Source organism: Brevibacillus ginsengisoli, assembly GCF_050113715.1.
GTDB classification, from domain to species: Bacteria; Bacillota; Bacilli; order Brevibacillales; family Brevibacillaceae; genus Brevibacillus_H; species Brevibacillus_H ginsengisoli.
In genome coordinates this window covers 15,731-27,030 of the sequence record NZ_JBNJQR010000012.1, presented here as the reverse complement: position 1 = coordinate 27,030, position 11,300 = coordinate 15,731, and the positions used below count along the sequence as shown (strand labels likewise).

Annotated in this window: 15 protein-coding genes; all 15 read left to right on the top strand. The window is 43.5% G+C overall.

Features of this window, described 5'->3' with window-relative positions:
* The first annotated feature begins 10 nt into the window (after positions 1 to 10).
* The 15 genes from ACQCN2_RS21185 (at position 11) to ACQCN2_RS21115 (ending at position 11,300) form a co-directional block, all read left to right on the top strand.
* Positions 11 to 886 carry a type II secretion system F family protein gene (locus ACQCN2_RS21185; protein WP_426930953.1) on the top strand — a complete coding sequence of 292 codons (876 nt, stop codon included), beginning with the start codon at positions 11 to 13 and terminating at the stop codon, positions 884 to 886.
* The gene (locus ACQCN2_RS21180) at positions 883 to 1,788 is read left to right on the top strand and encodes a type II secretion system F family protein (protein WP_426930952.1); all 906 of its coding nucleotides are present in this window, start codon (positions 883 to 885) and stop codon (positions 1,786 to 1,788) included. Before ACQCN2_RS21185 ends, ACQCN2_RS21180 begins: the two co-directional genes overlap by 4 nt.
* Before the next feature lie 76 nt (positions 1,789 to 1,864).
* Entirely contained in the window at positions 1,865 to 2,041 is a 177-nt protein-coding gene (locus ACQCN2_RS21175; RefSeq protein WP_426930951.1) for a Flp family type IVb pilin, read from the top strand.
* Complete coding sequence (locus ACQCN2_RS21170; protein ID WP_426930950.1) at positions 2,038 to 2,526, top strand: prepilin peptidase; 489 nt, start codon at positions 2,038 to 2,040, stop codon at positions 2,524 to 2,526. Before ACQCN2_RS21175 ends, ACQCN2_RS21170 begins: the two co-directional genes overlap by 4 nt.
* Positions 2,523 to 2,936: a TadE/TadG family type IV pilus assembly protein gene (locus ACQCN2_RS21165; RefSeq protein ID WP_426930949.1), complete on the top strand. Its 414-nt coding sequence runs from the start codon at positions 2,523 to 2,525 to the stop codon at positions 2,934 to 2,936. The genes ACQCN2_RS21170 and ACQCN2_RS21165 overlap by 4 nt, the downstream gene beginning before the upstream one ends.
* Positions 2,933 to 3,439 (top strand): hypothetical protein, encoded by a 507-nt coding sequence (locus ACQCN2_RS21160; protein WP_426930948.1) that lies wholly within the window; start codon positions 2,933 to 2,935, stop codon positions 3,437 to 3,439. Before ACQCN2_RS21165 ends, ACQCN2_RS21160 begins: the two co-directional genes overlap by 4 nt.
* Before the next feature lie 84 nt (positions 3,440 to 3,523).
* A complete protein-coding gene (locus tag ACQCN2_RS21155) occupies positions 3,524 to 4,159 on the top strand; it encodes a DUF4046 domain-containing protein (protein ID WP_426930947.1) in 636 nt (211 codons plus the stop codon).
* Between the two features lie 105 nt (positions 4,160 to 4,264).
* On the top strand, positions 4,265 to 4,546 hold the full coding sequence (locus tag ACQCN2_RS21150) for a hypothetical protein (protein ID WP_426930946.1): 282 nt from the start codon (positions 4,265 to 4,267) through the stop codon (positions 4,544 to 4,546).
* A gap of 138 nt (positions 4,547 to 4,684) precedes the next feature.
* Complete coding sequence (locus ACQCN2_RS21145; protein WP_426930945.1) at positions 4,685 to 5,434, top strand: hypothetical protein; 750 nt, start codon at positions 4,685 to 4,687, stop codon at positions 5,432 to 5,434.
* 15 nt (positions 5,435 to 5,449) lie between these two features.
* On the top strand, positions 5,450 to 6,325 hold the full coding sequence (locus tag ACQCN2_RS21140) for a hypothetical protein (RefSeq protein ID WP_426930944.1): 876 nt from the start codon (positions 5,450 to 5,452) through the stop codon (positions 6,323 to 6,325).
* Entirely contained in the window at positions 6,322 to 7,116 is a 795-nt protein-coding gene (locus tag ACQCN2_RS21135; protein WP_426930943.1) for a CpaB family protein, read from the top strand. Before ACQCN2_RS21140 ends, ACQCN2_RS21135 begins: the two co-directional genes overlap by 4 nt.
* A complete protein-coding gene (locus tag ACQCN2_RS21130; RefSeq protein ID WP_426930942.1) occupies positions 7,113 to 8,249 on the top strand; it encodes a P-loop NTPase family protein in 1,137 nt (378 codons plus the stop codon). The genes ACQCN2_RS21135 and ACQCN2_RS21130 overlap by 4 nt, the downstream gene beginning before the upstream one ends.
* A gap of 5 nt (positions 8,250 to 8,254) precedes the next feature.
* Positions 8,255 to 9,568 carry an ATPase, T2SS/T4P/T4SS family gene (locus ACQCN2_RS21125; protein WP_426931061.1) on the top strand — a complete coding sequence of 438 codons (1,314 nt, stop codon included), beginning with the start codon at positions 8,255 to 8,257 and terminating at the stop codon, positions 9,566 to 9,568.
* Entirely contained in the window at positions 9,565 to 10,470 is a 906-nt protein-coding gene (locus ACQCN2_RS21120) for a type II secretion system F family protein (RefSeq protein WP_426930941.1), read from the top strand. The genes ACQCN2_RS21125 and ACQCN2_RS21120 overlap by 4 nt, the downstream gene beginning before the upstream one ends.
* Positions 10,467 to 11,300, top strand: a complete 834-nt coding sequence (locus ACQCN2_RS21115) for a hypothetical protein (RefSeq protein WP_426930940.1) — start codon at positions 10,467 to 10,469, stop codon at positions 11,298 to 11,300. The genes ACQCN2_RS21120 and ACQCN2_RS21115 overlap by 4 nt, the downstream gene beginning before the upstream one ends.

The window sequence follows — 11,300 nt, the reverse complement described above, 5'->3', positions numbered from 1 at the left end:
GAGTGTTGACATGAACCAAGGACTCTTTCTATCCATCGCGGCGGGATTATGCAGCGCAGTATCTTTCTTTCCCACCCCTAAAATCCGCTGGGCCAGAACAACTCCAAGCCGCATACAAACCAAACTAAAACAACGACTCCAGCCTGAGCTGACTGGGATTGATGCGCAACATTATTTATTGGTGACCGGGGCGATTGGCGCCATTGCGGTTATTTTAAGTCATGCCATTCTGGATTCGTGGCTGCTTTCGCTGCTTTTCGGCGCCATTGGAATTCCTATAGCAGAGCGATTGGTGATGATCAAGAAAAGGCGGCAAAAGGAACGCTTTGAAGAGGGAAATATCCGCGCATTGAGAGTCATGGCTAGCTCCCTTCGAACCAATCCATCCTATATTCGTGGTTTTGAAGCGGTAGTAGATAGTCTCTTTGTTCCTGCACTTGTACGGAATGAGTACCAGCATGTTTTAAAGCTGCTCAGAGGACAGGTTCCATTGGAAACGGCACTCCAAGAGATGCACAACCGCACGAATTCCTCCGATATTTCGTATCTCTACACCATCTTGCTTGTTCAAAAAGAGTTAGGCGGAGATATGGCACGAACGCTTGATTCCGCAGCCTCCACTATTCTTCGACGAAAACAGACCCAGCGCAAACAAAAAGCGGCACTGTCTCAATTGCTTTCGCAAGTCAATCTATTAACTGTGATGCCATTTGTATTTGTGACGGCACTGGTTGTGAATAACCCTCATCACTTCGATCCGTTGACCGAGTCGCTTGGAGGCAGATTGCTGATTCTTGGAGCATTTCTCACAATCCTCGGGGGAGGAGAGCTCATCCGGTATTTAGCCTTGCGACCGATGAACAATCAGGGGGGAGTTCCCAAATGATCGTGAGTTTGCTCCTGTTTTTTGGCATCCTCCTTGTGTTCCTGCCATCCAGTTTTCTCGTCATTCACCAGAACAAGAACGATCTCTTCTCCAGGATTCATATTGAACAGCAGAAACAGCTTCAAGCCTCTTTTAGACTTCATGATCATTCCAAATTCCAGTTCTTAAGCTTGTTGAAGGACCCGGAGCGGATGAAAAAAATTGCCCGATATGTCGGATTTGATCAGCAAAAGATTTCGCTTTGTCTCACGCGTTTAGGTTGGAACATGACGGTGCAAGACTTGCTTTTGGCCAAGCTATTAGGATGTGTCTGTTTACTCCTATCCGTAGGCTATTCCATTGTCTCCGTATATGGAGGCAGTCATCTCGGGTACGGACATTTTTTGCTGATAGCGTTCTGTGTTCTTCTGTTTCTATTTCCTACACAAATGATAGAAATAGCGGATCGACAAGCGAAAAAGGAGATCAAGAACCAGACACCCATCTTTTTTGGCATCGTTCTTTCGCTGCTTGATGCGGGAATGCCCATACATTCGGCTATTCGGGCAACCGCCAAACGATTCGCAGGAAGGTTAGGTCAAGAGCTTATGGCCTTGGAAACAACAGAAAGAAGCTACGGCAATTGGCGGATTGCGTTGGAAGAGTTTGCGTTCCGCTGGGATGTGGATGAGCTGCTAACCATTGTCTCCGATATCAATCAGTCATTAACCAAGGGAACGACAGTGGCTCATCGGCTTTCCCTCCATATTGAAGAACAAATCAAACAGCAGGAAGACGAGGCGACCGAATATATCAACCGAATCAGTGTTCGCTTTATCCCGTTCGTCATTGTGTTCATGGGAGTACCGTTGCTTTTTCTTGTCATGGGCCCTTCGTTCAAAGGAATTTTGGGGCAGTTGTAAATAATTTTGCGGGAAGCTCTGTCTTTTGCGAAATTCGTAGTAGAGAGCAGTTAAATGACTTAGAGGAGGAATGTTTATGCAGGCAATTCGAGCGTATTGGCATCGTTTTATCCATGAGGAGGATGCTGTCACCATTGTGGAGATGGTCATCATCGTAGCAGTTATTTTGATTTTAGTGATTCCCACCTTGGGGGAATTAGGTACAGCGGAAGATACCAAATTAAAAGAGCTGAAAGACTCGATCAGTAAATGATTGAAGGTCATTTGGTAGTGCTGCTGGCAATCGCAGCATGGTGGGATTGGCGTTTTAGAAGAGTCCCTAATTTTCTCGTTGCGGTTTTGGGATTGAGTGGACTGTTGTTTCGCTGTCTGTCCGGCAGCGGATGGGTTGCATGCGAAGGAGCAGCCTTGGCTTTTGCTTTAACCATTGTACCTGTTTTATTGAAGCGAATGGGAATGGGAGATCAGAAGCTCTTGATGGCGGTTGGTACGTGGATTGGCGGACACTATGTTTATGTGTTGTTTCTGTTGTCCTTACTGGTTAGTCTCACGCCTCTACTAATCTTTCCTAACCGATGGAATGTACTCTATCAGAATATGTACAGTCTCGCGGTGGGATGGGTTGGACATAGGAGAGTGTGGTTACCGACTGTAAAACAATCGGCATGCTCTCTTCCCTTTGCGATCTCGATCGGCTTTTCCTACTGTCTATTGCTTATGGGGGAACGGTATTTATGAAGGGATTGAATCAGCTGAAGCAGGAGCAGGGAAGCCAGGTTTTGGAGTTTATTTTGGTAGCGCCGCTTGTCTGGCTGTTGTTTTTATTTGCTGTTGACCAATTTACGATTATGTACAACAAGCAACAAGCCTTATCTGCTGCCTATGAAGCGGGCAGAATTGCTTGCGTACAGCCTAACGCGGGATTAGCCAGGTATCATGGATCACAAAAAGGAAGAGAGCAACTTCAACAAGCGATTGGCATGGAATCAGGAGAGGTGACGATTTCCCCGAGGGGACAATGGCAGAAGGGAAGTCATTTAATCTCCAATGCGCAAATTCAGTTTCGCCTGCTTGCTTCCGGTCAACCCTACGTTGTCAAAGAGTCGTACTCGATGATGATTGAGAATGCGGAGGACAAATCACAATGATTCGAGTTGCATCTAAATATCGGATAGCGGAAGAGCGTGGTGCAACATTGATAACCATGCTTTTTTTCTTAACCGCATTGATTGGCCTTCTCTCGATTTTATTGCTTGCCGAGCAGGCCAGTCTTACAGAAATGAGAATGCAGCAAACGGCAGACCTTATTACCAAAGGTGCAAGAAGTGCAGGTGAATGGGAATACAAGACGCCTTCTGGAAGTTGGAAGAAAACACTGATTGCTACAACTGAAGAAGCGAATCAGGTACACGCTGACATCGTACGAGGAGCAAGAGAGGAAGCGGAAATCCTCTATCAGATGAACAAAGAATCGTTGCAACCTGATTTGCATACCGTTCGAATAACTCATCAGAATGGAGAAGAGAAGGGACTCTATTCACGCGGTATATATCGAGTTGCTATATCTGTCCAGAAAAAGATAGAACTGCTTACGTCCTCGATTGAAGTATTGTTCAAAAGGATTTCACAATCTGGCGTGTATGATAGTTAGCTGGCATTGGGTCCATTCTTTTTTGTCCTAAATCCCATGATAGCTTTGAAACAGGAAATTATTGGGATAGGAGAGGAAAGGATCATGCCTTCAACAGTCATTGAACGCTACAAGCGAATTTTACAAGGAGTACAAAAAAGATTCTCACCCTATGAATTCGATGATGTCCAATATCGCAAGAAGAAAGTGCAAATGGTCATTCGCTATGCGGTAGAGAACGTGTGTAAATGGACGCCGGAAGAGGCGAGGGAAATGCTGGATGTTCAGCAAGTGAAGAAATTAAAGCTGCATCTAGTAAAGGAGTTTGTTGAGCAACCAATTGAAGCGAAATCGGATGATATGTACTATTTGGTCGATTATGCGTACCCCTATTTGCCTAAACCAAGTGAGTACGAGAAAGTCATATGGGTATACCAAGAAGTTTTATCTGGCAAACGCAAACACTTTCCTCTTCTCTACTTTCAAAGCATAAAAGGTGAGGAGCGGGCCAAAATTTGTTTTGAGTATATGTGCAAGGAGCTGCTCCAAATCAAGGATATCTACTTAATACCACGGATTTTTGCCAAGACGGAGCAGGCGTACCGAATTTTGCGGACATACAAACTCAAGATTCTACTCGATTCCCTATATTTTTCACCTTTTGACCTGATTACAGATATATATCCAGAGTTAGCCCAGCCTTCCTTGTGGGAAGAAGCAAGCGCCATTTATTCTTGCTAAAAAAATTTGCAGCAGCGACTGTCTTTTTCTACCGTAAAGATAGTTTCATCCGCTTATAAGCAAATGAAACGGCCGTAGTTTATGGTGAGGAAGGAGGAGTTGCAAATGGCAACATCAGTTGAGGCTCACCAAACAAGTACTTCACTTGTGCAGGTGCTTTTGGAACGGCGAGTTCGGTATCAAAAGCACAAACCAGGCAAGCATCTTTCACTGGAAAGAATGCCTGAAGGAGTTTTTCAAATCGATTCGATCCATCAATTTGGCAATCGGATCGTAATCAATGACGGAATCATCGTCATGGAGGCTGCTCCTACCGTCATGATGCGTAGAGGAAGAATTGCTCTTCTTTTACCAACTGGAGAGGAACTCTATCTCGTCATCGAGTAGACCTCTTCATGCCCGCTTAGTGTTAATGAATGCTGGCGGGCATTCAAAATATTGCCAAATATTCAGAGAATAAGAAAATCACCATGTCAAAATATGTAATATAATGGGATAAATGTTAAAAATAGGGGGTTATTCATTGTGTTAGTAAAGGGAGCTGAGGAGCTAGTAGAACGTTGCTACGAAGATGTATCACAATTGCTAAGTTTGTCAGAGCTTAAGGAAGTTTTTATCAAATACGTATTTGAAGACTATCAGGATCTGGCGGTAGCCGAACTTGGACTGGATGGTTTTTACGATCACCTAGAAGATATTCAACTAGTTAATTGCCGTAAAGACTTTGATCATGTTGTCGAAGAATGGTACCTTAAACATTTCCAAGACTCTGGCGCAAAGGAATATGATGATTTTTTATTTCAACTAGCCAAGGAAGCAATTGCCACTTTCCGCTCCCAAACCAGGGAGGAGCTTGTTGAAGACCTTTCATGCCTTCTCACATCTTCCAATGGATTTATGTCTAGATGGAAAGTAGCCAATGAGCAGACTACGTCTATGTATTTCCGGTATTTACACCGACTTGGCATTAGAAGCTATCAAGATATTCAACTGTTTGTAGAGACATGGTTAATGGAGTATCCCGAAGCTTTTAATCAGGAGACTCAGCAGCTTTTTCAGAGAGAGGCGAGAAGAGGAAGGCCGAACAATCCGGGACTTTATAAACTGCTAGAGAGAATTCAGGAGTTGAAACCCAACTTGACCAAGAAAGAAAAGGAACGCATAAGAAAAATCTACTATTACCATCGAAAGTCATTAACCACCCAAGCAATGGTAGAGAAATTCAAGCAATATATGAGATTAAAGGCATCTGTAGAAAATAATTCAATTTCTTAACACAACAGACGTCAAATGAATAATGATCTTAATCGGTTTATACAAGTTTTCCGTGATCTGGAACACAAAGAGTTTATGCCATCGGTAGAAGAAGAAAAACAACTGGAAGCCTTAAAGCAAAAGCTTATCTATACCCAGCAAACGAGCTTATCCAATAGCTTTATTCAACGAACAATCGCAATTGCGAGCCTTTATCCTCAGACAGGATCAAGCTTTATAGCAAGTAATCTGGCCTACTACCATGCTTGCAGTCAGATTCAAACAACCCTGTGTGAACTCCCATCCATTTCTCCTTACTTTTACTTCGCATTAGATTTTGCTAAAAGAGGTCATTCAACTAAATCCGGAATGATTATTCCCTTGCAGCAAGGATTACTACGTGTGAAACCTACTCCGCCCTTATTACCACTACATAAACAATTATCTCAAGCTGAATTAACAAACTGGTTTGTCCAAAATCACAAGGGGTGCTCTTTCTTCATTATTGATATCTCAAACGCTTGGCAAAGTGAACAGGCAATCCAGATTGGGGAATGGGTTGATGAGGTATGGTTCGTTTTAGACGATAATATCCCGCGATTGGCTAGTGTGATTATGTCAGAAGAAGTACCAAACATCTGGGCTTTATATGGCGACAAGGTAAAACTTATTGTGAATAAATGGAACGACAAACTCAAGCGAGCAGGCGCCATCAAACAAGTCGAAGGCACATTGTCGCTATGGCATCAAGAGGGGAAGCGGCCTGGTATCGATATCGTCATGCCTTTAGTGGATCGGATGCAAATTAGCCATTGTTACTTGGAAGGCAGAATCTTTCTTGAGAAGTATCCAGACTCATTAGGAGTGTTTGAACCATTAGTTAATACGATCGGAATTGGAGGGGGGCTATGAAAAAGAGGACGTTGTTAATCATTAGCGTCACAGCACTCATACTTGCCTTGGGATGTTTCTATGGAGCAACTCGTTATCTTGATGACAAAATTCAACACAAACTTTACGCAAGTGTTGTAAAAGTGGCGCCGGGTAAGGAAATTCAAGCATTTGAACCAATATCCAGAGAGGATCTTATCGTGGTTCAAGAGCCAGTGGAAACCATACAAAAGGGTGCCTCAACAACCGTTGATGGCATCATTGGGAAATACCCTATTCAAACTATTTATGAAGGGGAACAAATCATTTCGCAAAAGGTAGAGGATACCTATCTTCTTCCGAAACCCAATGAGGCTCGGTATGAATTCTCGCTTACTTCCATTATGCCAATCACCGAGCTGAGAAAAGGGGATGGAATCAAGGTATGGGTACGCTACAAGCCAATTTCCGAATTGGAAAAGCTGCCGGAACCCACTTTCTTTAAAAAAGAGAACGCAACAGCTAGTTTGTTGTTCGATAGTCGGCTCGTAACCGTGAAAGATAGTAACGGTATCGAAATTTATACATTAAAGCCGCAACTTATTCCGCATAACAATCAGGTTGAGAATCCATTTTTCAATGCTTCTGAAGCGGCGAATCTCGTAGATACGGAACGGAGATTTCGAGATTATCGCGCTCAGCCATCTGCGGTTCCCGCTTATATTGGGCTTAATCTGACAGATAAGGAATATCAGGCGCTTTGTGAGGCCATGAATTACGGTCTCATTCAAATCGGACATGTAATGGTTGCTAAAGGAGAGAAATTGCCTTGAGAGTAATGGTATGTTATCCAATCAAATCACTCGTCCACATTTTTATGCCGAAAGAATGTGAAGTAGTTACGGTAGAAACCGTAGAAGAGATGGCTGCACAATCGTCTGCTTATAAACCGGAAGCTGTTGTATTTTTTTCTGAAGCGATGAATCAGCCTCCATGGGAGTGGATGGACTACGTATCTACTTTTCTGCCTCAGGAAGTTATGAAGGTCATTATTCCATTACATCGAGATGAGGAAATCATTAACCGAATTATCGAGACCAAGGGCCTCATGAACATGTTCGTTTTTCCAGCGCGGCTATCCAATGAAGAGATCAAGGAGAGGCTTCAATATCTGTTTGGTATAAAGCATTCTATTCTATTTACTGCGGAACCGAAGCCAAGTGGCAAAATCCATACCCTATTGAGCTATGGTGCTACTGGTGTTACTACTTTTTGCATCAACTACTCTGCGATGCTCGCTTCTCAACTACCCTCATCAACGATTGCCTTCATCGACTTTAATTTGGAAAAGCCGGATCTAACGGAATTTTTTCAACTATCCAATTCTCAACTGGCATTCCTTCGTCCTTATTTACTCAATACCAACAAGGCGGAACAACAAGACTGGAAAAGCGTATTTAAGCGAAGTGATCAGTTTCCCAACCTATATTTCTCAACGGGAGCCATACGATGGAAAGTATACGAAATATCATCGTTGTTACAATCCCTTCGAAAGCAATTCGATTATATCTTCATCGACTGGGGATTTTGTTTCCGTGAACAGGAAGTCCTCCAACAGCTCCTTATTCTGTCAGACACCGCTTATATGTTTGTTCGACCCGATCCGTTTAACCTGGAAAGCTCGCGCAAATGGCTAATGCGCTGGAAAGATGCCAAAATCCCTTTTCAGATCATTGTCAGCCACTACCAAAAAGACGATGTAAGTATTCCGCGCATTCAATCCATCATGAGAACCCCCATTGCGGGTATCGTTCCAAGGATATCGGGCAGTCGTGTGAGCTATTCTCTTCAAAGTAAGAGTGTGCTTGTAAAGGAAGCGTTTCCTCCCAGGCAGTATGTAGCCAGTCTAAAAGCCATTGCAACGGAGGAGGTGGATAAGATTGGAGAGGAGGTGGCCCCCACTTGAATCCCATGCATACAGTTGAAGAGTTGAAACAAGCCGCTCGGGACTACTTAAATCACTACGGTAAGACCAAAGAAGAGCGACTGGAGATTCAACGAGTTTTACTTCAGGCAGAGAACGGTGATTGGGAGAGTCAGAGTCATATTATTGTAAGACTGCAACACTATTTTGAGGAAGTTCTGCACAGACCGATTACGGAAGAGATTTACCCCTTCGTAAATGGATATGAGGCGATTGCGTTTGCGACTTATGGGTGGGGGATCCTTGACGTTTTGTTACACTTGTCGCCTTGGGTAGAGGAGGTACGGATATCGGCCGGAAAACAGGTGGCTTACCTGGAAAGAGGCGTGAAGAAGTTTCTTCCGTATCAACCAAGCTGGCAAGAGGTCGAGACCTTACAGCAGAAGTTGACCAACAGTGCGGGGCTTACCTTCAACGAGAAAAAACCGAGGCTAAGTGGATATCTGGAAAAATTAAAAGCCAGGCTTACGATGTTCACCTTTCCGTACTCTCGTGTTCCAACGATCATCGTACGAAGATTTACCACGAATGATTTTTCGTTAGAACAGCTTCGAAAGCAGGCGTTGCCAACGTTCGATGAGCGGGTACAGCTTTTACTTGAGCAACAAGTGTATGGTCGGGGAAACGTGCTGGTGATCGGGCCCATGGCAGCAGGTAAAACAACCCTCATGCTTTGTATGCTCAAACTTAAAAATCCGCATCTTGACTATATTACGATCTATGAAAGTGAACATGAGATGCGTCTTGGCGATATTTGGCCTGGCGAGGTTATCGAGCTTCAGAATGTAGAAGAAATCGGGATTGATTTATCCAGTTCGTTTAAAGATATTTATCGTTCAACGGCTAACACCGTTCTAATTGGAGAGATTCGGGAACCTATTGAAGCCTATCATTTTATTAATGCGGGCATTCGAGGAACCGATTCAACTATCGCGGCTCTCCACGAACGCTTTCCGAATCAAGCGTTGAACGACTTGACAGATCTTGTGTATCAGCATGGAGGAAGAAGCATCACTTTGATTCAAGAAAGAATTAGTCGTGCGGTTAACTTTATCAATTCTCTCAAATACAAGAATAATGGGCACCGCTTTATTGACGCGATAAATACAACAACCTGGAACTCTACATTTAACAGAGTGGAAACAGTCCCTCTTGTGCTTAGAAATATGACGAATGGGGAGTACGAGTGGACAGGAAAACACCTGCCGGGCGAGTTGGTGGAGTATATGTGCCATATGGGACAAGCTGATTTATCCGTTTTACGCGAGCTAGGGGTCACCGATATGGGGAGAGTCATATGAGTAAGCTGTTATTAATTCCTATGTTTGTTTGCTTGTTTATTGGATTTGTTTGTTCTCTTGCCTTAATCCTGCGCAGGTGGAACCGACCAAAGGTATTCTATCCCAAATCAATCTTTGCCTTACGGGAGAGAATTCTAAAGGATCGAAGTGCGCGTTTTCTTTATCAACGGTATACCCTTTGGTGCAGTCTGTTGGGAAGTAAGCTGTCTCCAGAAATGTATGTGCTCTGTTCGTTAATTACCGCTGTGATTGGATTTGCGGTGGGGTTACTATGTGGCAATCCGGTCATTTCACTCTGTCTGTTTCTCTTGTTCTTATTTACGCCGACTCTCGTACTGTTCGCACGATATACGATGAAACTCAATCGGATGATCGGGTCATTCACTCAGTTTATTGATTTGTTTTCCAGATATTACAGCAGCCGAAAAAACATTGTCCTTACTTTTCGGCAGATGGTTGAAGATTGTCCTAAGGAGCTTCAATCGGAATTAATTTTATTAAACAATCGCCTTGCTGACGGAGGGGATCAAGTAAGAGCAATTGAGCAGTTTGCCGAACGACTTAACCACGATTGGGCTCATGACTTTGCCATTTACATCATGAGTGGATTGGAGGGGGAGACAGAGGACATACAAGTATCTCTTAATCGGTTGACAAGCGAGATGTTTATTCAACAAGACGAAAAGGGAGAACGTCAGAGTGAAATATACAGCATCTGGATCAGTCTTATTATCGTCATTGTGATCTGCCTTTTACTAATTCCCTATAATCAAACCTTGTTGAAGGATTCCTTCCGTCTTTATTTCTTCACGCCAGATGGGCAATCATTGCTGGCCATTAGTGCAACAGTCTGGTGCTTTTCTATCCTGTTGGCGTTTATTTGGGGGCGGAGAGCCGGATGATTCGTTATGTATTTCTAATAGTTGCAGCTTCCTTTGTCTTTCTATCTGTTTTGACGTTCATTTTATTTCTCACCAAAGCATCTTCAAACATGCCTAAACAGAAACGTGGCACCAGGTTGTGGGTCCTCTGGAAAAGGTTGATCCCTTCGGAAGACGAAAAATGGTCTGCCTTTCTAAGCAAAGCTGGGAAACCATTCGGGTGGGGAAAAGCAGAGTGGTTGGGATTGCAAATTGGAGTTGGAGGTGTCCTTTTTCTCTTTACTGTTGGTTGGTTACAAATGACGGGTTTTTCTAATTTAGCGATGTTCTGGTTGATTCTCATTCCCAGCGGGGGATATTTCATGCCATACCTTGGACTAAGATGGTGGGCTAATTATCGAGAAGAAATACTCAGTGTGGATATCGCGCGATTTATTAATCGCTACGTTAATTTGCTCGAAAATCACGTTCCTCCGTATTTCGCCATGGTAAAAGCGGCGCGACCAACTAAGTTGCTGAAAAACTATATCCCATCCCTGTCTGAATGGAACCGCAACAAAATAGAAGTCTTAGATCAGTTTAGGAGGGATTTAGGAGTAGATGATGCGGTAATTCTGGTTTCCAACATGCGGACAGTAGAACAGCTTTCCTCGGATGTCATGGCCTTTACCATGCAACGATTAGAATTCATGGTGGATAAAAGAAGAATGTTTCGGCATCGAAAGAAGATCAAATCGCTTGGCATCGGTTACAGCTTGATCGTTTATCCCGCTTTTTATATCGGTTTGATCGTTGCTATGTTCCCTTGGTATAAGCTGTTGTCTGAAATCCTTGACAAATATCTCGTGTAG

Coding starts and splice junctions, on each gene's coding strand:
- ACQCN2_RS21185 (WP_426930953.1), top strand. CDS start 11: ATGAACCAAGGACTCTTTCTATCCATCGCGGCGGGATTATGCAGCGCA.
- ACQCN2_RS21180 (WP_426930952.1), top strand. CDS start 883: ATGATCGTGAGTTTGCTCCTGTTTTTTGGCATCCTCCTTGTGTTCCTG.
- ACQCN2_RS21175 (WP_426930951.1), top strand. CDS start 1,865: ATGCAGGCAATTCGAGCGTATTGGCATCGTTTTATCCATGAGGAGGAT.
- ACQCN2_RS21170 (WP_426930950.1), top strand. CDS start 2,038: ATGATTGAAGGTCATTTGGTAGTGCTGCTGGCAATCGCAGCATGGTGG.
- ACQCN2_RS21165 (WP_426930949.1), top strand. CDS start 2,523: ATGAAGGGATTGAATCAGCTGAAGCAGGAGCAGGGAAGCCAGGTTTTG.
- ACQCN2_RS21160 (WP_426930948.1), top strand. CDS start 2,933: ATGATTCGAGTTGCATCTAAATATCGGATAGCGGAAGAGCGTGGTGCA.
- ACQCN2_RS21155 (WP_426930947.1), top strand. CDS start 3,524: ATGCCTTCAACAGTCATTGAACGCTACAAGCGAATTTTACAAGGAGTA.
- ACQCN2_RS21150 (WP_426930946.1), top strand. CDS start 4,265: ATGGCAACATCAGTTGAGGCTCACCAAACAAGTACTTCACTTGTGCAG.
- ACQCN2_RS21140 (WP_426930944.1), top strand. CDS start 5,450: ATGAATAATGATCTTAATCGGTTTATACAAGTTTTCCGTGATCTGGAA.
- ACQCN2_RS21135 (WP_426930943.1), top strand. CDS start 6,322: ATGAAAAAGAGGACGTTGTTAATCATTAGCGTCACAGCACTCATACTT.
- ACQCN2_RS21125 (WP_426931061.1), top strand. CDS start 8,255: ATGCATACAGTTGAAGAGTTGAAACAAGCCGCTCGGGACTACTTAAAT.
- ACQCN2_RS21120 (WP_426930941.1), top strand. CDS start 9,565: ATGAGTAAGCTGTTATTAATTCCTATGTTTGTTTGCTTGTTTATTGGA.
- ACQCN2_RS21115 (WP_426930940.1), top strand. CDS start 10,467: ATGATTCGTTATGTATTTCTAATAGTTGCAGCTTCCTTTGTCTTTCTA.